Source organism: Vibrio sp. 2CM40D (genome assembly GCF_023161825.1).
GTDB classification, from domain to species: domain Bacteria; phylum Pseudomonadota; class Gammaproteobacteria; order Enterobacterales; family Vibrionaceae; genus Vibrio; species Vibrio alginolyticus.
In genome coordinates this window covers 514,933-539,424 of the sequence record NZ_JALNTL010000004.1, presented here as the reverse complement: position 1 = coordinate 539,424, position 24,492 = coordinate 514,933, and the positions used below count along the sequence as shown (strand labels likewise).

Here is a 24,492-nt window from a genome sequence, read left to right as displayed (position 1 = left end):
TAAAGCCCGCTATTATTTAGCGGGCTTTATTTATCTTCGGTTAAATGGTTAATCTCTCAACCATTGATGCTCAACGTTTTCTCCACGTTCTTCAAAAAACTTCGCATTTTTTTGCTTGAATTGATCCGCTTTCAACTCTGATAGCGGCCAGTCTAAAAATGCTTCTGTTACAAACGAGTCGCCGACACCAACCTCAATCGATTCCAGATGTTTCCCGATGTAGCGATAAAAGTAGCCTTGCCCAAACGCATCGCACACCATAGGTACATGCCTGACACGTTGATGATTGACAGAGACCGAAGCCCAAGTCGTCGTTTTAGGTTCACAGGTTTGCTCTTTTACAACGTCGACCTCAAATTTATTGTCCATAGTTGTCGAAACAAAAACGACAATAGCGTCATGCAAATACACACGCCTGAGCAATAACTGTTTAGTGTCTTGAGTTCGCGTTTGTTGTATTCCATTAGCAAAAGGTTCGAAGTAGCCCCAGTGCCAAGACCAGATCATGCCGCGTTGCGCAAACTGTACTTGTGGCCACGTATGCCAAGCAACAGCGGCACCTATCCCCACAATAAATACAGCGAGTAGTATCAACAATCGATAAATATTACGCATTAAACGGGTTTTTCAATTAATAACTTCACACCAAGTGCGACTAATACTGCGCCCGTCGCGCCTTCCATCCACTTCATAAAGCTTGCATTCTTTAGTAGATTTTTAGCCGAGTTAAGCGCGCCAGCTAAACCACACTGCCAAACCATCGCAATAGCAAAGTGTACAGATGCCATCATCATTGATTGAAGCAAGGGTGAACCTTCTGGATTCACAAACTGTGGCAAGAAAGCCAAATAGAAGACCGCCGTTTTCGGGTTCAAGACGTTAGAAAGAAAGCCCTCTCTAAAAGAGCGCTTACCATTAAACACTTCGTGAATCTGCTCGGTCACGGTCAATCCATCTTTCGACGACATTAGCGCTTTTAAACTGCTCAAACCAAGCCAGATAAGATAAGCTGCGCCAATCATTTTTACGATTTGGAACAACTCTGCTGATTGCGCAAGAATCGCCGAGATACCAACCGCAGAAAAAAAAGCATGTACGAATAAGCCAAAGCAAATCCCTAGACTGGTTGTACATCCATCTTTTAGGCCCGATCGGCTAGTGTTACGGATAACAAGTGCAGTATCTAAACCTGGCGTTAACGTTAAAATCGTAATGGCAATAATAAATGCCTCGAAATTCAAAATATCCATATTATCGTGATAATTAATTGTCAATCCTTCATCAATACCGCCAATCCACAAGATTCGCAAGCTTCTTTTTTAAGAGAGCTATACAACTGGGTGAGTTTATGGACAATGGGTTGGAGTTAATTGTTAATTATTAGTAAATTAACGCAGGTTGCTTAGTGCAACACCATATGAAGGACCCGTTATCGGGTGTTTAGGGAAAGAACAAAAGAATAAGAGTAGTCACATGAACGCATTTACAAAACTCGTTGAACATTCCAAAAAAGTGGCAAATTTTGAGCATCTATCAGCCATCATAGATTGGGATCAAGCGGCGGTCATGCCACCTGGTGGCGCTGAAGCACGCTCGAATGCCACGGCAGAGCTCGATGTACATATCCATTCTTTAATGACTCAACCGCACTTGGGAGAGCTTTTCGCTCAGGCAGAAGAAGAGACGCTGTCTACAAAAGAAAAATCTATCCTAAGAGAAATGAAGCGTGGGTGGCAGCAAGCTAACTTACTACCAGAATCATTAGTTCAAGCTCAATCTCTTGCTGGCTCCAAATGTGAACATGCATGGCGTACGCAACGTGGAGAAAATGACTGGGCTGGTTTTGAAAAGAACTGGGCTGAAGTCGTAAAGCTATCGCAGGAAGAAGCGCAAATTAGAGCCGAAGCAAATGGCACGACTCCTTATGATGCCATGCTCGATGTTTATGAACCTGGCACAACGTCTGCGTCGTTAGACATTCTTTTTGCTGACGTGAAAACCTGGCTTCCTACTTTGATCGATGAAGCGCTTGAAAAACAACAATCAGACAACATCTTATTGCCAACTGCACACTACCCTGCGGAAAAGCAAAAAGCGCTCGGTTTGGAAGTCATGAAGCTACTTCAATTCGATTTTGAACACGGTCGACTTGATGAGAGTACCCACCCATTTTGTGGCGGTGTACCGACAGATGTGCGTATTACGACACGTTATAATGAAAACGAGTTTGTCCAATCATTGATGGGGATTGTCCACGAAACTGGCCATGCTCGATACGAGCAAGGGCTACCAAAAGATTTATCAGGAACACCCGCGGGAGAAGCTCGCTCTATGGGTATTCATGAATCACAATCACTCTTCTTTGAAATGCAAATAGGACGAAGCAGCGCGTTTATCGATCACCTCGCTCGACTGGCTTCTAACCATTTTTCTGGTAGTGAATTCGAAAAAGACAATTTAGCCAAAATTTACACTCGCGTAGAAAAAGGCTTTATTCGCGTAGATGCTGACGAACTAACATATCCTGCTCACGTTATTCTTCGATATGAAATTGAGCGAGATCTCATGAACGGCGTCATCAAACATACAGATGTACCAGAACTCTGGAACGAAAAGATGAAAGCGTACTTGGGGCTATCAACCGAAGGAAACTTCAAAAATGGCTGTATGCAAGATATCCATTGGACAGACGGAAGTTTTGGCTATTTCCCGTCCTACACGCTCGGTGCGATGTACGCTGCACAATTTATGGCAGCGATGAAACAAACCGTCGATGTAGATGCGGTTATTCGTTCTGGCGACTTAGCTCCGATATTCAATTGGCTCTCGGAAAACATCTGGAGTAAAGGTAGCTTATTCACCACTGATGAGTTGGTAAAACAAGCCACGGGTGAAACACTGAATGCTAAACACTTTCAAGCTCACCTAAAAGATCGCTACTTATAAAGCGAAAAGAATAGAAAGTAAAAGCCCAAGGTTCGTACGTTCCTTGGGCTTTTTTTAGGCTCTCTATGTGTTATGCCAAGCTAGGGATGAGCCTAGGCTTGTACAAACAGTCCTCACCCTCTGGTCTAGTTTTAAACCGACGATGAAGCCACATATACTGGCTCGGACTTGCCATGATTGATGTTTCAACTATTTGATTCACGAATGCGGCGGCGCGTTGATGATCCTCTTTCGGGAAACCTTCGACGGGCGCACTAATGGTTAGGGTATAGTGTCCGTCTTTTCCTCTTACCATCGTAAAAGGCACAATGGCGCAATCTGTAGAATCAACCAACAAACTTGTGCCTGTCGTAGTACAAGCATTTTTAACGGCAAATAACGGTGCAAATGTCGAGCGTCGGTTACCATAATCGTGGTCCGGTGCATACCAAACCCGCTCACCCGTTTTAAGTGCTTCAAGCATGGCTTTGACGTTTTTACGATCAATCAGTGTACGATTAGAGCGAGAGCGTCCCTTATACTGAAAATAATCAAAGCACGGATTATTGTTTGGGCGATAAACACCGGTTCCAGACTTTTTAATGCCAAAAGCTCGAGCACCTAACTCTAGATTCATTGAGTGTACGGCCAACATTAATGCACCTTTGCCTGACTTCTCTAAAGCCTCTAGATGCTCCATGCCTTTTATCGTGACGTGTTTGTTTACCCGTTTATCTGACCAAAACCATGCCATTGCGGTCTCAAAAAGTGCGATGCCAGTATTGTCGATGTTGTCTTTTAGAATTGCTTCGCGTTGGCATTCTTCCATATGAGGGAAGCAAAGCTCAAGATTGCGTCTGATCGTAACTTGACGTTTTCTCATGAGTCGCATAGCTAAACGACCAATGTTGCGTCCCAAAGCTAGTTGAACTTTAAAAGGAAGGAGGCTAAGTAAGTACATCACGCTAATGATAATTAACGTTCCCCAGTAACGAGGCAAAAGAAATTCGGCCTTGAATGCAGGCTTTTTGTATTTGTTCATGTAAGTATTGTCAGATGTGCCCATCTATAAGTGATAAAAACAATGATAATGGACTGCACTTTTATCATTGATAACGCTAATAACATAAATTAAAGCGCGCGGATTCTATGGTTCTTCGACACACTACACAATAAGAACTTTGCAGAAATATGTAGGGAATGAAAAAGCAGTAAAGATGAGTCGCCACGTTAACATCTATCGGAGTGATTTATCTACTGCCCTTTCCTAAAGTTTGAAGAAACATAACTTTGTATTTTCAATGCGCTAAATAATGCCTGTTTTTCAATCACATAATGCGACCGTGATGAATGCAACAATAAGACATCATATCAATACTCGCCATTAGCGATTGAATTTGCACTAAAAAGCCGCAGCAATTTCTCGCTGCGGCTTCTTATTCACTTAACAAGTAGAGTGGCGTTATTCGTACCCTACTGTTTTGGATAATAAATTTACGATCAACACACCAGCGATAATAAACCCAATACCAACTAGGGCTGGTAAGTCTAGACGCTGTCCGTAAACAAAGTAACCAACCGTCGCAACCAAAACGATCCCAGCACCACTCCATATGGCATAAACAACCCCGACAGGCATTGTTTGCACTGTGACGGAAAGCAAGAAGAAAGCGATGCCGTAACCAATCAAAACGACTGTGCTCGGCATTACTTTCGTAAATTGCTCTGTTTTGGGAATATAAGAAGTGGCAATCACTTCACATACAATCGCTATCGACAGCGCCAACATTGGTGGCATAGAGACAAGCATTTTGAACATAAGGCATTAACGCTCAACAGAAATGTAACCGACAACATGTCCGGATAATTAGGCCGCGCATTATACCCAACTCATCTCACGATGGAATACCACTAACGATGTTTACACACCATCACTTTCGCTTACTTTTTGATGACCAGGTGAAAGGCTGACGTTTTGGTGCTGACGAGAAATTTCAAAGTAGATATGCATATCAATCGGCTCAGGTGTATTGAGTAGCATCTTACCTACTTCACGTTGGAAATGACCATAATTACCTAGCTCATCCGTTAGTTCTAGGAGCTCGTAAGAGGCTTCATCGGCAAACATTCCATACGCATACTGATAATGACTCACATCCTTGCTCTTATCATAACCCAGCTTTTGAAGAACTTGATCAATCTCTTCCGGCGTATAAATGTCTTTATCACCAAACGAATGCAGTAGCACGCAAGGAACTTCTTGAGCGATGCTCTGAATCTTTGTCTTTCTCTTGAAAATACCGAACATAATGTCCTCCACTGACGATGTTTCCAAATATGCACATTAATGCAAAATGGTGAGCTGATTGTTTTTAGTATGGCTCATTAATTTGAGACTTCCTTACTACGAAGTCACCTTCACATATTAACGTGATCGCATAATTACCAGCAAATAGTACACACTGCGTTTCAAACCTATCTCATCAGAAACTCTGCTTTAGTCACAATTGTGTGACAACCCCGAGTACGGTTTACCATAATGTAAAGAGTAGATTGAAAAGTCGGATTTCGTATCGACATCTAAACTTAATTAAGTTAGCTTTAGAAGTATAGACGTCTAGATTGACTATACTTAGGGAGAGAAAGTCGTGCCAATTAGAATTCCAGATCAATTACCAGCTACCGATGTATTAAGGACAGAAAACATCTTCGTGATGAGTGAAACGCGTGCAGCGAGTCAGGAAATACGTCCTTTAAGAGTGCTGATCCTTAATCTGATGCCAAAAAAAATAGAGACTGAAACTCAGTTTCTGCGTCTACTCTCAAACAGCCCACTACAGGTTAACGTCGAATTACTGCGCATTGATAACCGCCCGAGTAAAAATACGCCAACTGAACATTTAGACACGTTTTATCGCCAATTTGAAATGGTGCGAGATAAAAACTTCGATGGCATGATCATTACTGGGGCTCCATTAGGTTTGGTGCAATTTGAAGATGTCATTTATTGGGATCATCTCAAAACCATCATGGAGTGGGCAAAAGATCATGTGACATCTACTCTTTATGTTTGCTGGGCTGCGCAAGCAGGGTTAAAGCTACTCTACGATCTACCTAAAAAAACGCGTAAAGAAAAACTTTCAGGCGTGTATCATCATCAAATCCATCATCAATTTCACCCTATCTTACGCGGATTTGATGACACGTTTTTGGCTCCTCACTCGCGTTACGCAGATTTTTCGCCTCACTTTCTAGAAGAGCATACTGACTTAGACATTTTAGCGACATCGGATGTCGCAGGTGTGTACTTAGCCACCACAAAAGACAAACGCAATGTCTTTGTCACAGGACACCCTGAGTATGATTCTCACACCTTACATAATGAATATATCCGAGATTTAAGCGAAGGTATGGAGCCCGCTATTCCTGTCAACTATTACCCAAACAACAACCCAGATAACCCACCAATTGCAAGCTGGAGAAGCCATGGACACCTCCTCTTTTTAAACTGGCTGAACTACTGTGTTTATCAGCAAACACCGTACGACCTCGATCACTTCAGTGAAGATGCTTTCACTAAAGACGATTAGCTTCAAAATAAGCAAACAAAGCACTCATCATTACCGAAATGTAATATGTGAACCAAGCCGCCATATGGCGGCTTTTTCATAACAGTTTGCAAACCTGATCGCATAGTGTTTTTTCCTCAATAGGCTTTTGCTAAGTAATTCATATCATGCAGAAAGATTCAGGGATGTAGGGATAAAGAATGAAAACAGCAAAGCTCGGTGCACTAATATTATTGTCTCAGTTTGCACTCGTGGGTTGCGTGACGGTGAAAGAAGATGGAAGCCCTGTCGTTAAAGCCGATCCTGTGGCAATGGCAGAATCACGTATCGCACTTGGCCTAGGTTATTTAGACGGCGGTAACATGATTCGCGCGCATGATAACTTACAACAAGCCTTAAACCACGCACCTCAATACTATCGCGCGCAATTATCTATGGCTCACTACTACGAAACGGTTGGTGAAGATATTAAAGCCGAACAGATGTATAAACGCTCTCTACGCCAACACACTAAAAACGGAAATGTGCTCAATAACTACGGTACTTTTCTTTGCAAGCGAGGTGACTTCGAAAAAGCCGATCAGATGTTTAATCGAGCCATTGAGCAGCCTTATTACTACCTTATTCCAGCGAGCTATGAGAATGCAGCTTTTTGTGCTCTAAAATCACAAGATAAAGACAAAGCGAGATACTACTTTACTAGAGCCATCGATCATGATCCCCATAGACCAAAATCGATTTTGCAACTCGCTAAAATAGAAATTGATAGCGGTGATTATACTGAAGCTAGAATTCGATTAATGAGATTCAATCAAATGTATGGCGTGAAGAAGCCCTCTTTGCAACTCATGATTCAACTTGAACGTGCAGCAGGCAATGAAGCTCTCGAGAAAAAGTATCAAAAACAATTGGAAAAATTTTCTTAGTACAAAATAGCGATACAGATGGCGCATTAGCTCACAGCCAATACAGCGCTTGACCAAGAATCCAGTGAATTCAGACTCACGGTGATACATTCATCCTGTACATAAACGTCAAATTCGGTACTATTTGAACGGAATAAGTGACCAAGTCACATTATAAAAAGTGCGCACACAACGAAATTTGTACATCATACTGTTTTTAAGATTGATTTCGGCACATTGATAAATACTAAATACTACTGACATGCACCAGAAGGAAGTTGAAGCCGGATGAAACCTGCCTGCACTCTGTTATTACTCACTTTGCTGAGTTCACCTTTTGTCGTCAGTGCACAAGAAAATATTGAGAAAACATTCACGTTTGGCATTGTGTCCAATAAAGCCCAAAGCAAAATCAAAAAAGCGACGCCCCTTACTCAGTATGTAACTGAAAATATGTCTGAATATGGTTACGCAAAAGGGGCAGTAAAGGTATTTAAAAATTATCGTCAGCTCGCGGTTGCGCTTGAAAATGGCACCGTTCAAATTGCAACGGCGACCCCCTTTAATGCGATGACCTTAGAAAAGGAGTCTAATAGCCAAGTTCTTGCTATACGATGGAAAAAAGGCCTGCAAAAATATCATACGGTGTTCTTTACTAATAAAGAGAGTGGCATTGAGTCATTTTCTGACCTGCGCGGAAAAACGCTTGTTTTCGAAAAGCGCACGTCTACCAGCAGCTATTACCTACCTGCGATTACATTGCTGAATCACGGAGAAAAACTGCAATACCTTCCCTCTCCTGATGACAAACCGGCCAAAGACAGTATTGGTTATTTATTCCTTGATGAGCAACTCGCTCAGTCAAATGAAATCAACCTATCTGTATGGGTATATAAACAGAGAGTTGCAGCAGGAGCATTCAGTAACTTCAACTGGAACAATCCCAAAGATTTGCCAGAGAACATGAAAGACAAACTAGCGATTTTTTCTCGTTCTGTTGAAATACCCAGGGATTTGATTCTCGCTTCTCCAAGCATGAGCCTAGAGCAACAGCGTAAAATCACGTCAGTACTGCTTGATATGGATACAACTCACGAAGGCTCTCTCGCACTTAAAAAGTTTCAGAACACCAAAAAATTCAGCGCGCTTACTCCAGAAATGCGAGCCTCCTTAAGTACAGTGCGCAAGTCAGTTCACTTATTACCGAAGGTGGATTGATGTTTCAAAAGCTCTCACTCGAAACCAAATACATTTGCTCGACAATGTTCGTTGTCTTGTTTGTTGTGGTGATAAATCTTGCGTTATACATGCACGGTTACGATGCGTATTCAAATAGCTTAACTCAACAAATCACGAACAACTCTCAAGAAAAAACAGAATCTTACGTTAAGCAAAAAGGGTTGGTTTATGCAGAGCTATTATCAAAACAGCTTTTTGATCCACTCTATACAGACAATATCAGTCAAGCGTATGAGCAAATTAAGGCAACATTGAGCCAGCCAGATGTCTCGAAAATACATGTTGTTGACAATGAAGGGCTAATCTTTCACGACGGCACTACTCAGCTAAGGATGTTTGCCCAACCTCATTACCGCTCTCCTTTTATTTTGAAAGCAATAGAAGAATCCAGAACTCTCGTTTCCTTTTCCAAGCATCAGTTGGAGATCGCAGCGCCGATTCAGCAATCAAACATAACTCTTGGGGCGGTATATCTTGAGCTTAACTTGATACATCTACTGGAAGAGAAAGAACAGAACATTGAACAAGTCCAAGCGATTACCTCAAACGATAAACAGAAGATGTTTAACTTGCTGCTAACGATCAGTGGGATATCCGTTCTATTCGGTAGCATCATCGCTTATGCTTTGGGGCGGTCGTTAACTAAGCCACTCAAGCAACTAAAAGATCAATTTTCAGAGTCAAATACCCAAGCGCTGCCAGTCACCGACATACAAAGCAAAGATGAAGTGGGAGAACTTATTTCGGCGTACAACAAAATGTCAAACAAAGTGAACCGATACACCAGCCGAGTTGAGTTCATGGCGTACCACGATATTCTGACTTCCCTGCCAAACCGAGAAAAGTTACTCATTGATATTCAAACGCAAATAACTGACCACAAATCCCCCTCACTCGCGGTTGTGTTTATTGACTTGGATGACTTTAAGCACATTAACGATAACTATGGACATAACATTGGGGATAAATTGCTAGGCCATCTTGCCTCAGAGCTTCAAGGCCGTTTGCCGAGTTATTTTAAGCCGCTTTACCGCCTTTCTACCATCGTAAGTCGAGTAGGTGCGGATGAATTTGTACTGGCCTTTCCGTGCTCGGACAATCATGAAGCTAGAGAAAAAGCGAACGATATTCATCGCCAACTACTCTCTCCCTTTAGTTTGGAAGAGAACGATATTCAAATTACGGCAAGCCTCGGAATTGCTGTGTATCCAGAATTTGGTTCAAACGCTGAGTCTCTTTTACAGCTTTCCTCTCTTGCGGCGCAGGAATCTAAAAGACGCGGTAAAGACATTATGACGATATACGATTCCACGTTTGATGAAACGATTAAACAACGTTTATACATAGAACGAGAACTGCGTCGTTCAGTACGTGACTTGTCTCAATTCGAGCTGTGGTATCAACCACAATTTGATCTAAAAACCTATCGCCTAATTGGGGTCGAAGCATTGGTTAGGTGGAATCATCCCGAGAAAGGCTATATCAGTCCAGAATCGTTTATCCCGATCGCAGAGCAAAGTGATTTAATATTGGAGCTTGGAGAACATATCATTGAGACGGCAATTGCTCAGCGGGCAATGTGGGCAGAACATTTCGGTACGGATTTTCACATCGCATTAAACTTGTCCCCAAGACAAATCTATCGCCAAGATTTAAGTCAATTATTTTCTAAGTATTTACGACGACATGATGTCGCCCCTCAAACCATTCATGTTGAAGTGACAGAGTCACTTTTTATTGATGATACAGAGAAAGCTCAATATGTGCTTAAAAAACTACAAAGTATCGGAGTGGAAGTTTGGCTAGATGACTTTGGTACGGGGTATTCAGCCCTTGCCTACCTACAACATATGGCTTTTGACGGGCTCAAGATTGATCGTTCATTTATCGCTCAAATCCGAAAAAGCGATCAAGACGATTCATTAGTTCGCGCGATTGTATCCATGGCTCACAACCTAAGAATGAAAGTAGTAGCCGAAGGCGTAGAAACTCAAACTCAACTCACACGAATGGAGTCTCTCCACTGTGACGTCGTACAAGGTTTTTTCTTAGGTAGACCTGTACCTGCCGAGGAATTGATTGCATTTGAATACCAACGAGGGAGTGGCGCTCAAAGCGTCAATCACTTTGCTTAGAACGCCGTTTTGTTAACTATTGCCGCTTAGCGCGTTAGTACTCGTAATGCAATATCGGTCACACTTCCCCCACCTCATTAATATGAATTTTCTCTTAAAATCTAACATCTGAGATAAATAAACTACACTTTTCATATCAACTTCTTGGATATGGAAATGCGCGTGGTAGGAATCTTTTCTTGGAACAACCTGTCGGTAAAACAAAAGCTATTTGGGTTGGTTTTGCTGCCAATTTTATTGTTGCTTGTCCTCGCGGGTAAACATGTACAAAGCCTTTCTATCCAGGCTCAGGAACTACAAAAAGCACAGTTATTCTCTGTCTACATAGACCGCGTATCTTCGCTTTATCACCTACCGAATAACCCTGATGTAATAGATAAGCAACTAAAAACTCAGCAGATATCTCAATTGTTACGCGACACTGCAGCACCAGTATTCGGTGAAAACGCTGAGATACTAAACCAGTTGACAAGCTTTGAGGAAGCAACCCTCTCGATGCTCTCTTCGCAAAATCAAGAAGAAAAGTTAGATGCGGCAGAGTGGCGCGCTGATACGTTCAAAGAAATCCTCATGAGCTTAGACAAAGTCTATTTTAGAAATGTGAGTTATGAAACAAACACTCACCTTTCTTCTTTGATGCAACTTGAATGGTTGATGTTTTGGTCCACTGAAGAGCATAGATTAAGCGAATATTTGATTCGATCTTCAGAGGAAAATAACGAGTATGACCTCACAACACAGGCTTCTATCCAATCTTTAATCCAGAACCAACAACTATTTCTAGAGCGTTTTGTGACGCTAAATGCCAATCAACAACAAGTAGATCTGCTCATTGAGACGTTTACGGGTGAAGTCTTTATCAAAAGCCAAGAGTTTCGTGCTTATTTATTGCAACCAGCTCAACTCAAATCATTAACCCCGGATGAGATTGATGCGGGGTTATCTGCACTCAACAAACGCTTATCGTTATTACAAAGTGTTGACGACAAAATGGAACAGCAGCTGAGTGATGATATATCAAAGACAATCAACACGACGACACAGCACCGCTTTACCTTTATCGCAATGATGAGCCTTTTAACGCTGTTGGTCGTAAGTTTAACGCTAAGATTGGTGCGAAAAGTTACTGGAAACTTGAATCTAGTCCTCAAATTTCTCAGTAACGAAAGCAATGAACAAAGTAACACTGAAAATTCACCTCTTGCTCAACTAATAAAGGGTAAAGACGAGCTGAGTAAGTTTGCTCGAGAGGTAAAAAAGCTTAGTGATGAGCGGATGTTGTCCAGACTAAAGCTCACACAAGCTAAAGAAGATGCAGAACAAGCAAAAGATGATGCAATTAAGGCGAGTAAAGCCAAAAGTAGCTTTTTGGCCAACATGTCCCACGAGATCCGCACGCCGCTAAATGGCGTTATTGGTATCTCTGAAGTCTTATCCGATACTTCCCTGACTGCCACACAACGCGATTACGTCGATACGATTGAAACCTCCTCCCAACTGCTTTTGAGTTTAATTAATGACGTTCTAGACTTCTCAAAAATTGAATCTGGGATGTTGCTCATTAGCCCACATTCAACTTGTGTTCGAGAGTCTATCTATGACATTGCTTCTATCATTTCACCGAAAGCAAAGGAAAAAGGCATCGATGTGCAAGTCAACATTAGCCGTAACACGCCTTACCACGTAATGTTGGATGACCATCGTATACGCCAAGTTGTCATGAACTTCATGTCTAACGCGGTAAAATTTACCGAACAAGGCAGTGTAGAGCTATCGGTCATCACCCGCGAAATAAAAAATGGTGAAGCGGTCATCGAGTTTTCCGTTAAAGATTCTGGGATTGGTATTGATGCCCAGCAGCAAAAGAAAATATTTGCTCCATTTGCCCAAGAGGATAACTCTACTACCCGACAATTTGGGGGAACTGGACTTGGGCTTGCCATTAGCACGCAATTAGTTGAGCTAATGGGTGGAGAAATTCAACTTGAATCCGAGAAAGGTAAAGGCAGTCGCTTCTTCTTTGAACTAACTGCTCCTGTTGTGACGCAAGAGTTTAACGCTTATCACGCTCTGAATCACAACGACATATGGATTGTATGCAGCAGTACTCAACTAGAACAAAAACTGCGTAACGAGTTAAGTTTTTTCAACATCAATATAACGCAGTCAGTAGATACCTTAAGTGCGTTGCCAACGTGGATTGATAACGAGCGCGTTATCGTTATTCATGTAGAAGGATCACCAAATGCAGCGGCGATGCATATCGATGAGATAGAAAGCCTTTGTAAACGAAACATTCGTGTCTGCCTCATCAAGCACCTTCATAGCCCACAATTCGACTTTAGAAGCAGTATCAGCGCCTTGGTCACTCAGCCACTACTAGGGCAGCGCTTAATTAAAGCACTTGAAAGTTGTGCGGCAAATTTCTCGCACGCACAACAAGAGAGCATTTCAGCGCAACATGTTAAATCTTTGCCGAAAATTTTGGTCGTTGATGACAATACGGTCAATCAAAAAATCGCGGGGCTACACGTCACAAAAGCTGGCTTCGACTTTGATGTCGCAGTAAACGGACAAGAAGCGGTTGAGAAATTTCAACAGAATCAATACAGCCTAATTTTAATGGACTGCATGATGCCCGTAATGGATGGATTTGAAGCCACCCAAATAATTCGTCAAATAGAAGTAAAAGAAAAACGCGCTTTCAGAATTCCGATTATTGCTCTAACGGCAAGTGTGGTCGATGACGATATACAAAAATGCTTTGACGTTGGAATGGATGACTATGTGCCCAAACCGTTTAAAGCAGGGTTGCTTAAAGAGAAGTTAGATAAGGCAATTGGGTTACGTGTTTCCAACACGACGCCTGCTGAACCACACCAAGAGAACACTACTCTCGATACAACTCATAAACTACCTGCGAGTTCAGAGCAACCAGAAGCAACGGTAACGCCTATTCGCTCCGAACGTATCTTGCTTGTCGAAGACAATAGAGTGAACCAGAAAGTGGCTTCTCTATTGCTATCTAAAGCAGGCTATCAATTCGAAGTCGCAGAAAACGGACAAATTGCAGTCGAAATGTTCCAAAAAGATGGAAAGTTTGATGTTATTTTGATGGATTGCATGATGCCCATAATGGATGGGTTTGAAGCTTCTAGGCAAATTAGAGCTTATGAAGCGAGTAAAGGATTAGCTAAGACGCCCATTATCGCATTAACAGCAAGCGTCGTTGATGATGATATTCAACGCTGCTTTGATTCAGGAATGGATGCCTACGTACCAAAGCCTGTGCGCAAAGAAAAACTGTTGTATCAAATTGAACAAGCAATGTAGGTGGATTCTATGAGTAGAAATCATTCTCGCGTTGCTTTTCCTTTGCGTTACATAAAACGCTATCTGTTTATTCTGATTGCCCTTCTTTCATTAAATTGCCAAGCTCTCGCTGCAGAGAGCTACGCCGTTTTCTCATTTAATGACGAATTCTCTCCGCTCACTGTCAATAAAGCGCGAAAGTTGTACAGAGGGAAGACGCAACTTTTACAAGGCCAGCGAATTGAACTCTCTGACTGGCCTGCGACATCAACAGAAAGAGCTGAGTTCTATCGTTATCTTCTCAACAAAAATTTAGCGCAAATGAACGCGCATTGGGCAAGCTTGTCTTTTTCAGGTAAAGCTAGACCGCCAAAAGTGATTGCACGCTCCAGCATTGATGACCTCATAGCATGGATGCAAGAGAAGCCGAATAGAATTGGTTATGCCCCAACATCGAGCGTCCCTAGTAATGCTCACGTTTTATGTGTGGTTAGCTCGGAGAATTGATATGAAAAAATATTTAACCATGTTATCGCTGAGTATCGCGACCTTTCCGAGCTCAGCCACGATTGAACTAACAGAACAACTTTCTTTAAGTGGTTTTGGCTCTACTTCGTGGGCAAAATCCGATAACCCAACTACGTTACTAGTTAACCGCTTTATTGGCGATGAATCTTGTTTCGATTGCGATACCACTTTCGGCATGCAGCTCGATTATTTTCACAAGGCATTTCGGGCATCCGCACAAGTCGTAAAGCGCCCGCAAGACCATTGGAGCTCGCCTCAGCTCGAGTGGGCGTATTTGGCTTATACCTATCAAAACATAGAAATACGAGGAGGACGCTTAAGACTGCCACTGTTTTTGATGTCTGAGTACAACTATGTCGGCCACGCTTTTACCCAAGCCCGCCCACCGAATGAGGTATATGACAGCATTCTAGGTATCACGGCTTATAACGGCCTATCTGCACGCTGGATTCATGACCTCAATGAGCAAGTCGTACTTACTGCCATGCCGTTTGTCGGGTTTAAAGACAATAGTGACGTAACCATCAATGAACGTACTGAATTGGAAATTGAGTCAAACAACACTGCAGGGATGAACTTAACGCTAAGCGGAGAGAGTTATCGTTGGAATTTTTCCTACCTCCACGGCGATTATGATCAAACAACGACGCTCTCTAACATTGAGCAATCCACTCCCGGTGGCGGAACCACAATCATTGACCGTCTAGTTGAAACAGAAAAAAACAACACGATCGATCTGTTTTCTCTAGGGTTAAGATACGAGCTCGATAACATTGTGATTATGGCAGAAGGACAGACCAGCAATCTTTCCTCATCTTGGTACGCGACAACAAGTTATAATGTAAACAAGCTAACTCCTTATATTGTTTACGGTCAGCAGTTTAATAATCGGGATAAAAAAAGTGGAGACAGTTTCTTACTCGGGTTGAGATACGACCTAGATTACAACGTTTCCCTGAACGCAGAATGGCAAAGGTTCAACGCCTACAATAATAGCTCTGGCGCGTTTTCATCAGCCCCAAAGGATGACAGTGCGAGCCTTTATACGCTAATGCTCAACTTCGTTTTTTAATGTTTCTTACAGTACCAATTTCCACAACACTGGGGGCTGTTGTATTAAGAAGGCTTTTTGCAACACGTAACTAAACGCTAAACGACTGGAAGGGATAGAATCGATCAGATAGGTAAGTGGCAATCCAAACAGAGACAAAGGTTACTCTATTTCGGTTTGTTTTGATTGCCTTTTAACCGCTTTTCTTTGCGTCGCAGTGCCCGGAAAAACTTTGACTCTTCGTGGTACCAACCAAGGACACTAATTGGGAAGCCCACGAGCATCATAATAAAAACATCCGCAGGGAGTTGTTCCCAAATGTCGCTTAAAGAATGCAGCTCTCCAAAAATGAACAAACCGATGACTTTACCAAGCAGTAATGCACAACAAATCATAAAGAAGGACTTTAATATATAGTGCCATTTGCCTTTTTTACGCTCTTCTCTCCAATAGGCATATTTATATTGTCGGTCGTACATTCATCCCCCTAAAGTAAACTTGCCGTAAGTTTAAGTATCTCGATAGCGTAAAGTGCGTTGGCACCTCTTTAATCATAGTGCGTATCTAAAGTGAATGCTTGTCGTGGCAATAAGAAGGAGAGGTATTCTGTAGTAAGAGCTACAAAATCTCTGAACGTTATATGTCTTGTGTAATTCGGATGATGCCTGATTTTGCTTATCGCTAGTGTTTTCTGAACACCCAAACCGGGCCGATGAGTAGAAACTGTAAATCCTCAAAAAACGACGGTTTTTTACCTTCAATCTTGTGACCGATAAATTGCAATATCCACAATACGCCAAACAAGAGCATAGAAATATGCAGAACGGGCAACATCAATACCTCTAGCGACCAAATAAGGCCAATGCACGCTAATGTGTAGCCGATCATCATCATGAATACACTCAGAGACAAACGAAAATAGAAAACCCAAGTGGGGATCACCGCTACCCAAACCCAATTAAGTTCGAAGCCTAATAATGAAATCTGGGGAATCGACCAAATAAGTCCAACCACAGAAAGGTAAATACCTGGAACTGCGATTGTGTGAATCTTTTGGTTGATAGGGTTTTGGTGACTCTCCCCGTATTCTTTTAGCCATTCAGATAATGCTCGCATATCATTCCCCTTTTCCACCTTCTTATTCTTATATAGCCCGAGGATGAAAAAGGTGCGAATTTTTCCGTAAAGGCTACGAGCAACGAGCGACAAAACAACAGAGGCCAGTGCGTTGCCGATTACTCACCAAGCAACGCTCGTTGTGCTTTCGGCAGCTTGGCAACGACAAGAGCATAAGAGCGTTCACACAAGTCTTGAATCAACCCATCCTCGACATCACCGTTAAAATAAACCGTTATCCAATGACGCTTATTTAAGTGATAACCTGGGATAATGTCCGTAAACTGCGACGTTAAGACTTCCCCATCTTCTGGTTTTACTTTTACGCTGACATACTCCCGACCGTTTCTCTCTGCAATGATGGCAAACATCTTGCCTTTGATTTTGTAAACAAGCGCTTCAGGCCCAAATGGGAAATCGCTTTCTGCACACATGAAGGTACTTAAGTATTGTTCTAGTTCTTTGCTTTTCATATCCCCTACCTCCTTCTGCGTTCTCACTCAAATTGTGGCAATAGCAATTTTAACGCGTGGTTAACCTGCTCTTTTTCATTGCCTTCTAAACCATGCAATAACGATTGCTGAACGTCTACATGCTCCAAAATTAGCTTGTCAATTAAGGTTAAGCCTTGCTCTGTTAGTTCAACGGTGACGCTACGTCGGTCTTCTTTACTATGGGTTCTGGTAATAAACCCTTTCTTCTCAAGTTTATCTAAGCGATTAGTCATCGCACCCGAAGTGAGCATCATCGACTCTATTAACGCTGAGGGAGTAAGACAATATGGTGAACCAGCTCGACGCAGTGTCGCTAACACATCAAATTCACCCATTTTCAGGTCGTACTTCTTATGTAGCTCGGCGACCCTAGATTCCATGTGTTTTGCAATTCGCATTAGTCGACCCATTATTGCCATCGGTTCAGTGTCGAGGTCTGGCTTCTCCCTAGCCCACTGCTCTACCACTCTATCAATTGCATCCATTATTTCTCTCCAAACATCATATATTTTTTATTTTAACATAAAGATACTTTACAAAAAGCCACCTTACCGATATCGTTACATTTAATTATCTCTACATAAAGATATTTAACATGAACATTTTACTTGCGATGATTCCTGCCTTTTTTTGGGGGACGACTTACGCTGTTACTCAGTTTACTCTACCGGATTGGCCTCCCGTTTTACTTGGCGCTCTAAGGGCACTGCCTGCGGGTCTTTTGTTGCTGGCAATAAAGCCGTCGTTTCCGAAAAGAAGTGAGTGGAAGGTGCTGCTTGTTTTAGGAACCATCAACATCGCTTGCTTCTTTGGTCTCATTTTTGTCATGGCGTTGACGCTTCCTTCTGCCATCTCTGGTGTTGGTATGGTTTCGGTCCCCGTTTTTGCGATGCTGTTTGGTTGGGCGGTCTACAAACGCCAGCCTAGTGGCATCCAAGCTATAAGCGGCGCAACTTTGATTGCTTTAGCTTGGTTCTTATTTGATCCTAGCTCTATTTCTCTCGACCCCGTGGGATTACTTGCGATGATCTCCGCCATTATGTGCATCGTGATAGGAAGTAGCGTAACAAAGTCACTAGGTACAAAAATGCACTGGTGGACAGTGTTAACATGGCAGCTCATTTTGGGTGGCGTGATTATGTCTATCGCAACAAGTGTGCTGGCGATAAACAATCCAGAGCCATATGTTACTGTCGTTCAGGACGTATCCATGACGAATATTCTAGGGTTACTTTGGGTAATTATTCTGAACACCGCATTAGGGTATGGCATGTATGTATGGTTATTACAGCGGATGTCGGTCGTAGATTTTACCTTTGGTGGTATTGCAAACCCAGTCGCAGGCATTGTTTCGGGCCTACTGCTATTGGGGGAAACGTTCACTCCTCTGCAATACAGCTTAATGCTAGGAATGATCGTAATGTCATTACTACCTCAGCTCATTACGTCAATCAAAACGAAAAGAGCCGCGCTAACCTAGGAAACTGGCACCTTTAAAGCGGGATGTTATGACGTTATGGCTGTTAAGCGCTTGCAAGGTTAGTCAGGGGCTCTGGTTTAGCGTAAACATAACCTTGAATAAGGTAAATCGCATGCTGAGCCAGATATTCGACTTGAGCCTGGCTCTCTACACCTTCTGCAATCATCTCACATTCCGCTTTGTTCGCTGCAGACACAATTGAGTCCAGCACTTTCAACTTTTGATCGTCAGATCCTATTGGATCAATGAACATCTTATCCACTTTTACACACCGGATGCCCAAATCTTGTAGGTAAGAAAAGCCACCATATCCGGTACCAAAATCGTCAATTTTGAACTTGTAGCCTTTATTCGTTAAATACAAAATCTCTTTTTTCGCGGCCTCAGTGTCTTTTACTGGTATTCTCTCGGTCAACTCAAAATGAATTCTATTCGAGATTGGCCAATTTAACTCCGACAGCAACTTCGTTAATACGCCTGACTCTAAATGGGAGGAAACAATATTGATGCTGACCCACGTATGCTCGGGCAAGTCACTTAAGTCTTGTATGATTTTACGAATGAGCTGATTGGTCATCGGGATAATCAGGCCACTTTCTTCTGCAGCACCAATAAACATATTTGGTGGCACCATTCCATCACGTCGCGACCATCGAATCAGAGCTTCATATCCTACTGTCTTACCATCGCGACTATCGACAATCGCCTGGTAGTAAGGAATAAATTCTGTATTACTAATCCCATTTTCAATTAGACCTGTAATGGATTTTCTCAAGCTTTTACCAGATATGTATGCAAAGGCAGTCACAAGACCAGCAAGCACACTTACAAGACCGCCCCACAAAAGTACTCTTTCCTGAGCATAATGTTTAAGTTTTTCACCGCTGTATATCTTTATGAGCATGTTGGCTTGAGAATCTCCTGAAAAGAAAAACTCTTTTGACAGTGCGTTTTCTTCTCCTGCAATATTCGCTTTGCCACGGCTTATCGTTAAATCACCAAATATTGGTTCATCATACTTAAACTCTACAAATAGGCAGTCTTTGCAAGGCGTTTTTATTACCTCGTTAACCCAACTGTTATCAAGTACCCAGAAGACTTCAACGTGTTCATTATCATAAATGACCATCCACTCTATTTGGTCATTCTGTTGCGGCAAAATAAGTGATGCGAAAAAGTTTTCATCCATCTGAAATCGTTCACTACTAGATGGGCGAGACACTTCACTACCAACCGTGGAACACGTTTTTCCGCCTTCTGTGGTCATCGCAATAAAACGAATGTAACGGTTATAAAAACGTGGGTCGCGTAAAGTTCTTACATCACTATCACTACAAGTAAAATCTAACTGAGCAATCTGCTTCACTATTGCTCCGTCCAAATAGGCAGACCTTTGATTTAAATAATCTACGTAAGCATCTATTTTCGACGCTTTTACCGAGTTGACGTAAAAGTTGGTTATCGAATGAAAGGCCACTACAAATATGGCGATGGGAACTAAGCCGAGTAAAATGGCATACCTTGTATTCTTTGTTATCAAAGTTCGTCCTGCTAATCTGTCAAGCAACCTAAGTGGGATATGAATACTATCTCATTTTTATAGTCCAAAAAGTGAGGAATGACGCTCAATAAAATTATAGACTCAAGTGGCTTTCAGATGTCGGGATTTAGAATGTGAGCACCAAACCACATTCGAGGAGAACAAAGTAGCGACTAAGTGGAAAGTAAGAACGAGCCCAATTGTTAAGTCATCCGTAATAAAAGTGACGACTTGGAGCTTGAGCAATACTTTTTAGATAGGCAGCAGATACGCTAAAAAACAAAAAGGAAACGATTGATACCAACCGCTTCCTTGATTTGTTATTGCTATTTAAAAGCGCGTGAATTACGCCACTTCAAGAATCACTTTTTCCAACTTATCTAAACCTTCACTAAGCACTTCAGGCTCAATGGTTAGCGGCGGCAACAAGCGAATCACGTTCGCTTTTACCCCACAAGAAAGCAAAATCAGACCATTTTCTTGCGCTTTAGAAATCACCGCTTTGGTCATCTCTTGTAGCGGCTCACCCGTTTCAGGATCAGTAAATTCAATCGCCATCATCGCACCTGTAGTACGGATTTCACCGATAGCAGGCACTGACTGTTGCAGTTTTGTCATACGAGCATTGACCACTTCACCGATACCCATTGCTTTAGCACACAAGTCTTCTTCTTCGATAATTTTCAGTACTTCAAGACCAGCAACACAGCCAAGTGGCGAGCCCGCATAAGTGCCACCTAAACCACCAGGTAGTGCAGAATCCATCACATCCGCTTTCCCAACTACCGCTGAGATTGGGAAACCACCAGCAATGCCTTTCGCCATTGTCATTAGGTCAGGTTCAATGCCTAGGTATTCTGTTGCAAACATTTTACCGGTACGAGCAAAACCCGTTTGGATTTCATCGGCAATCAGCATAATACCGTGCTTATCACACAGCTGACGCAAGCCTTGTGCAAACGCTTCAGGTGCTTTGTAGAAGCCGCCCTCGCCTTGTACTGGCTCGAAGATGATCGCCGCAACGCGTGAAGGTTCAATATCGCACGCAAATAGGTCGTCGATCGCTTGTAAGCTTTGCTCAATGCTGATGCCGTGGAACGCATTTGGGTACGGCGCGTGGTAGATTTCATTCGGGAAAGGACCAAAACCTGCTTTGTACGGCGCTACTTTACCGGTTAACCCCATCGTCATATTTGTGCGACCGTGAAAGCCGCCTTTGAACGCTATCACGCCGCTACGACCAGTATGAGCGCGCGCTACTTTCACTGCGTTTTCGACCGCCTCGGCGCCAGTGGTTAGAAAGATCGCTTTCTTCTTAGTCTCACCCGGTGCAAGTTCTGTCAGCTTTTCAGCCAGCTCTACGAATGACGCGTATGGCGTAACCATCGCACACGTGTGTGAGAAATTGTCCAGCTGAGCTTTTACCGCTTCGCTAATGCGCTTGTGAGAATGCCCGGTGTTAGTTACCGCGATGCCCGCTGCAAAGTCGATGTATTTATTGCCTTCAATATCCCATACGTAAGCGTTTTCTGCTTTCTCGACGTAAAGTGGGTACAGTGCGCCCATACCTTGAGCGATAACTTGGCTTCTTCTTTCGTGTAGTTGTTGGTTTGTCATTGTTTTGTCCTTAATTAGTTGCCGCCAAAGCAGAGATATTTCACGTCCATGTATTCATCGATACCTTGTTTTGCACCTTCACGTCCGATACCGGACTGCTTAACACCACCGAAAGGAGCCACTTCAGTAGAGATCATACCTTCGTTAATGCCGACCATGCCGTATTCGAGCGCTTCTGCGATTTTCCAAACACGGTGAATGTTTTGGCTGTAGAAGTACGACGCGAGACCGTAGATGGTGTCGTTCGCCATTTCGACTAGCTGTTCGTCGCTGTCAAAACGAATCACTGGCGCGACAGGGCCAAAGATTTCCTCGGAAACAATCTTCATGTCGTGAGTAACGTCTTTGAGAACCACTGGCTGCATAAATAGACCATCGAGCTTTTTAAGCTCTGAAACCGGCTTCGCGCCTTGCTCGATAGCACCATCAATAAGCGTCTGAATGCCTTGCTTCGCTGACTCGCTGATCACTGGACCAATGTTGACCCCCTCTTCCAATCCGTTACCAACTTTGAGCTGCTGAACCGCAGCGTCAAACTTAGCAACGAATTCGTCATACACTTTGCTGTGTACATAGAAACGGTTCGCACAAACACACGTTTGACCTGCGTTACGGAATTTCGACGCCATCGCGCCTGCCACAGCTGCATCAATATCCGCATCATCGAATACGATAAATGGCGCGTTGCCACCGAGCTCCATTGAGGTACGTTTGATGTCAGCCGCGCTTTGCTGCATCAGCACGCTACCGACTTGAGTAGAGCCAGTGAAAGACAACTTACGAATCAACGGGTGTGAAGTGAAGATAGCACCGACCTGACGGGAGTTTTCCCCCAATACCACTTGCAGCACATCGCGTGGGATACCCGCTTGATAGGCAAGCTCTGCAACCGCAAACGCAGACAGCGGCGTAGATTCAGATGGTTTTACCACAAAGCTACAGCCTGCTGCTAAAGCTGGCCCTGCTTTGCGCGTGATCATCGCAATTGGGAAGTTCCAAGGTGTAATCGCACAGGCGACACCAATTGGCTGTTTGATGGTCACCAAACGCTTGTCCGCACTTGGCGCAGGAATCGTCTCACCGTAGGTACGCTTCGCTTCTTCAGCAAACCATTCGATAAAGCTCGCGCCGTAAAGCACTTCACCTTGAGCTTCCGCTAGCGGCTTACCTTGCTCTAACGTCATCAAACGGCCAAGGTCGGCTTTGTTTTCTAACAGGAGTTGGAACCAACGATTGAGCATGCCAGCACGCATTTTTGCTGGCAGTGCCGCCCACTCTTTCTGCGCCACACTGGCACGTTCAATGCCATTTAAAATGTCGTTTTCGGTTGAAACTGGTGCGTACCCGAGGAGTTCTCCGGTCGCCGGATTAGTCACTGCAATGCCCTGTTGTGGATTCGCTACCATAAACGAAACAAGGCTTTGGTTTTGTATCTGTTGCATGGTCATTCCTTTTGACAACTCATCATCGCCGCTAAGCCAGCGGCGAGTTCATGTTTAAGCAGGGATCTGCTGCGTAATACAGTGAATGTTCCCTCCGCCGAGTAGAACCTCTCTCGACGGTATCGCGATGATTTGGTATTCCGGCATCGCGTTTTGCAAAATATCGATCGCCATAGCGTCGGTCTCTTCGTCCAGCATCGGCAAGAACACATGCTCGTTGACGATAAGAAAGTTCGCATAAGAGGCACTTAGGCGTTCGCCAGCTTGTCGACTCATTCCCGAACTGGCGTCAATGCCATTGGCTTCGCGCTCGCTGTAATGCAACGGACCCGGTAATGGCAAACGGACAATTTCAATATTGCGCCCTTTCGCATCGTGCTGAGATTTCAGTACTTGTTCCGCTTGACGAGATAACGCGTATTGCGGATCACTTGGGTCATCGGTCCAACTCAGTACCACCTTACCCGGAGCGATAACGTGCATCAGGTTGTCAACATGGCCGTCTGTTTCGTCATTGAATAAACCATTTGGCAACCAAATGACTTTTTCGATACCGAGATACGCCTTTAACTGCTCTTCAATTTGCGCTTTGCTCAACTGTGGATTTCGCCCCGGACTAAGTAAGCACTCTTCTGTGGTGTAAAGGGTGCCTTCACCATCGGTGTGAATCGCCCCACCTTCAAGTACAAACGGTGCGCGGTAATGATCAATACCGATGATGTCGCACACCGAACCAGCGACAAGATCGTCCTGCTGCCAGTTGTCGTAAAGGCCGTTGTATTCGCCGCCCCACGCGTTGAATTGCCAACTAATCCCACGGCGCTCGCCCGCTTGGTTAACAAGCACGGTCGGCCCGATGTCTCGCATCCACGCATCGTTAAATGGGATTTCCACCAAACGTACATCTGAGTGAAGCATTTGACGCGCTCGGTCAAAGTTGTGCGAGCACACCGCCACACACACTTTGGTCACTTCCGCGATTAAGTTCGCGATTCTGGCGAAGGTTTCTTGCGCGGGTAATGCGTCATCACGCCAATTGTCTTTCCTTTCTGGCCACGCTAGCCAAACTTCACTAACCGGCTGAAACTCAGCCGGAAAATAGAAGCCATCCTGCGCTGGTGTTGTCGATAACTTCATTT

Annotated in this window: 22 protein-coding genes; 9 read left to right on the top strand and 13 right to left on the bottom strand. The window is 43.4% G+C overall.

Annotated features, from left to right (window positions below; genetic code table 11):
* Positions 1-48 precede the first annotated feature (48 nt).
* Together MTF70_RS12215 and MTF70_RS12210 are read right to left on the bottom strand one after the other, a co-directional pair.
* Entirely contained in the window at positions 49-615 is a 567-nt protein-coding gene (locus MTF70_RS12215) for a hypothetical protein (RefSeq protein ID WP_005385713.1), read from the bottom strand.
* Complete coding sequence (locus MTF70_RS12210; protein ID WP_017820932.1) at positions 615-1,250, bottom strand: LysE family translocator; 636 nt, start codon at positions 1,248-1,250, stop codon at positions 615-617. Before MTF70_RS12210 ends, MTF70_RS12215 begins: the two co-directional genes overlap by 1 nt.
* A gap of 223 nt (positions 1,251-1,473) precedes the next feature.
* On the opposite strand from MTF70_RS12210, the gene MTF70_RS12205 reads away from it, so the two are divergent.
* Positions 1,474-2,946 (top strand): carboxypeptidase M32, encoded by a 1,473-nt coding sequence (locus MTF70_RS12205; RefSeq protein WP_005377788.1) that lies wholly within the window; start codon positions 1,474-1,476, stop codon positions 2,944-2,946.
* Between the two features lie 70 nt (positions 2,947-3,016).
* Here the strand turns inward: MTF70_RS12205 and MTF70_RS12200 are convergent, their stop codons facing one another.
* The 3 genes from MTF70_RS12200 to MTF70_RS12190 form a co-directional block, all read right to left on the bottom strand.
* Positions 3,017-3,967: an LpxL/LpxP family Kdo(2)-lipid IV(A) lauroyl/palmitoleoyl acyltransferase gene (locus tag MTF70_RS12200; RefSeq protein ID WP_064369089.1), complete on the bottom strand. Its 951-nt coding sequence runs from the start codon at positions 3,965-3,967 to the stop codon at positions 3,017-3,019.
* A 420-nt stretch (positions 3,968-4,387) separates the two neighbouring features.
* Entirely contained in the window at positions 4,388-4,744 is a 357-nt protein-coding gene (locus MTF70_RS12195) for an SMR family transporter (RefSeq protein WP_033905208.1), read from the bottom strand.
* A gap of 102 nt (positions 4,745-4,846) precedes the next feature.
* Complete coding sequence (locus MTF70_RS12190) at positions 4,847-5,233, bottom strand: DUF6559 family protein (RefSeq protein WP_042522536.1); 387 nt, start codon at positions 5,231-5,233, stop codon at positions 4,847-4,849.
* Between the two features lie 340 nt (positions 5,234-5,573).
* On the opposite strand from MTF70_RS12190, the gene metA reads away from it, so the two are divergent.
* The 7 genes from metA (at position 5,574) to MTF70_RS12155 (ending at position 15,685) form a co-directional block, all read left to right on the top strand.
* Entirely contained in the window at positions 5,574-6,515 is a 942-nt protein-coding gene (gene metA / locus MTF70_RS12185) for a homoserine O-succinyltransferase (RefSeq protein WP_005377792.1), read from the top strand.
* A gap of 179 nt (positions 6,516-6,694) precedes the next feature.
* The gene (gene pilW / locus MTF70_RS12180) at positions 6,695-7,420 is read left to right on the top strand and encodes a type IV pilus biogenesis/stability protein PilW (protein WP_017820928.1); all 726 of its coding nucleotides are present in this window, start codon (positions 6,695-6,697) and stop codon (positions 7,418-7,420) included.
* A gap of 267 nt (positions 7,421-7,687) precedes the next feature.
* Entirely contained in the window at positions 7,688-8,617 is a 930-nt protein-coding gene (locus MTF70_RS12175; protein WP_205460932.1) for a phosphate/phosphite/phosphonate ABC transporter substrate-binding protein, read from the top strand.
* Positions 8,617-10,773, top strand: coding sequence for a GGDEF domain-containing phosphodiesterase (locus MTF70_RS12170; RefSeq protein WP_025766724.1), 2,157 nt, complete (start codon positions 8,617-8,619; stop codon positions 10,771-10,773). The genes MTF70_RS12175 and MTF70_RS12170 overlap by 1 nt, the downstream gene beginning before the upstream one ends.
* A gap of 156 nt (positions 10,774-10,929) precedes the next feature.
* A complete protein-coding gene (locus MTF70_RS12165; RefSeq protein WP_080773706.1) occupies positions 10,930-14,106 on the top strand; it encodes a response regulator in 3,177 nt (1,058 codons plus the stop codon).
* A gap of 9 nt (positions 14,107-14,115) precedes the next feature.
* Positions 14,116-14,592 (top strand): hypothetical protein, encoded by a 477-nt coding sequence (locus tag MTF70_RS12160; RefSeq protein ID WP_017633987.1) that lies wholly within the window; start codon positions 14,116-14,118, stop codon positions 14,590-14,592.
* Position 14,593: 1 nt separating this feature from the next.
* Positions 14,594-15,685, top strand: a complete 1,092-nt coding sequence (locus MTF70_RS12155; protein WP_033905204.1) for a hypothetical protein — start codon at positions 14,594-14,596, stop codon at positions 15,683-15,685.
* Positions 15,686-15,831: 146 nt separating this feature from the next.
* Here MTF70_RS12155 and MTF70_RS12150 read toward each other — a convergent pair whose 3' ends face one another.
* The 4 genes from MTF70_RS12150 to MTF70_RS12135 form a co-directional block, all read right to left on the bottom strand.
* Positions 15,832-16,143 carry a hypothetical protein gene (locus MTF70_RS12150; RefSeq protein ID WP_005377799.1) on the bottom strand — a complete coding sequence of 104 codons (312 nt, stop codon included), beginning with the start codon at positions 16,141-16,143 and terminating at the stop codon, positions 15,832-15,834.
* Between the two features lie 202 nt (positions 16,144-16,345).
* Complete coding sequence (locus tag MTF70_RS12145) at positions 16,346-16,780, bottom strand: Mpo1-like protein (protein ID WP_033905203.1); 435 nt, start codon at positions 16,778-16,780, stop codon at positions 16,346-16,348.
* Positions 16,781-16,899: 119 nt separating this feature from the next.
* A complete protein-coding gene (locus MTF70_RS12140) occupies positions 16,900-17,253 on the bottom strand; it encodes an MmcQ/YjbR family DNA-binding protein (protein ID WP_017633985.1) in 354 nt (117 codons plus the stop codon).
* Between the two features lie 23 nt (positions 17,254-17,276).
* Positions 17,277-17,759 (bottom strand): MarR family transcriptional regulator, encoded by a 483-nt coding sequence (locus tag MTF70_RS12135; protein ID WP_205460931.1) that lies wholly within the window; start codon positions 17,757-17,759, stop codon positions 17,277-17,279.
* A 110-nt stretch (positions 17,760-17,869) separates the two neighbouring features.
* Between MTF70_RS12135 and MTF70_RS12130 the strand changes: the two genes are divergently transcribed.
* Positions 17,870-18,754, top strand: coding sequence for a DMT family transporter (locus tag MTF70_RS12130; RefSeq protein ID WP_025766728.1), 885 nt, complete (start codon positions 17,870-17,872; stop codon positions 18,752-18,754).
* Between the two features lie 43 nt (positions 18,755-18,797).
* On the opposite strand, the gene MTF70_RS12125 is transcribed toward MTF70_RS12130, so the two are convergent.
* The 4 genes from MTF70_RS12125 to aguA form a co-directional block, all read right to left on the bottom strand.
* Positions 18,798-20,294 (bottom strand): EAL domain-containing protein, encoded by a 1,497-nt coding sequence (locus tag MTF70_RS12125; RefSeq protein ID WP_025766729.1) that lies wholly within the window; start codon positions 20,292-20,294, stop codon positions 18,798-18,800.
* A gap of 345 nt (positions 20,295-20,639) precedes the next feature.
* A complete protein-coding gene (gene gabT / locus MTF70_RS12120; protein WP_025766730.1) occupies positions 20,640-21,911 on the bottom strand; it encodes a 4-aminobutyrate--2-oxoglutarate transaminase in 1,272 nt (423 codons plus the stop codon).
* A gap of 14 nt (positions 21,912-21,925) precedes the next feature.
* A complete protein-coding gene (locus MTF70_RS12115) occupies positions 21,926-23,353 on the bottom strand; it encodes an NAD-dependent succinate-semialdehyde dehydrogenase (protein ID WP_017633980.1) in 1,428 nt (475 codons plus the stop codon).
* A gap of 54 nt (positions 23,354-23,407) precedes the next feature.
* Entirely contained in the window at positions 23,408-24,490 is a 1,083-nt protein-coding gene (aguA, locus tag MTF70_RS12110; RefSeq protein WP_017633979.1) for an agmatine deiminase, read from the bottom strand.
* Positions 24,491-24,492: the final 2 nt, after the last annotated feature.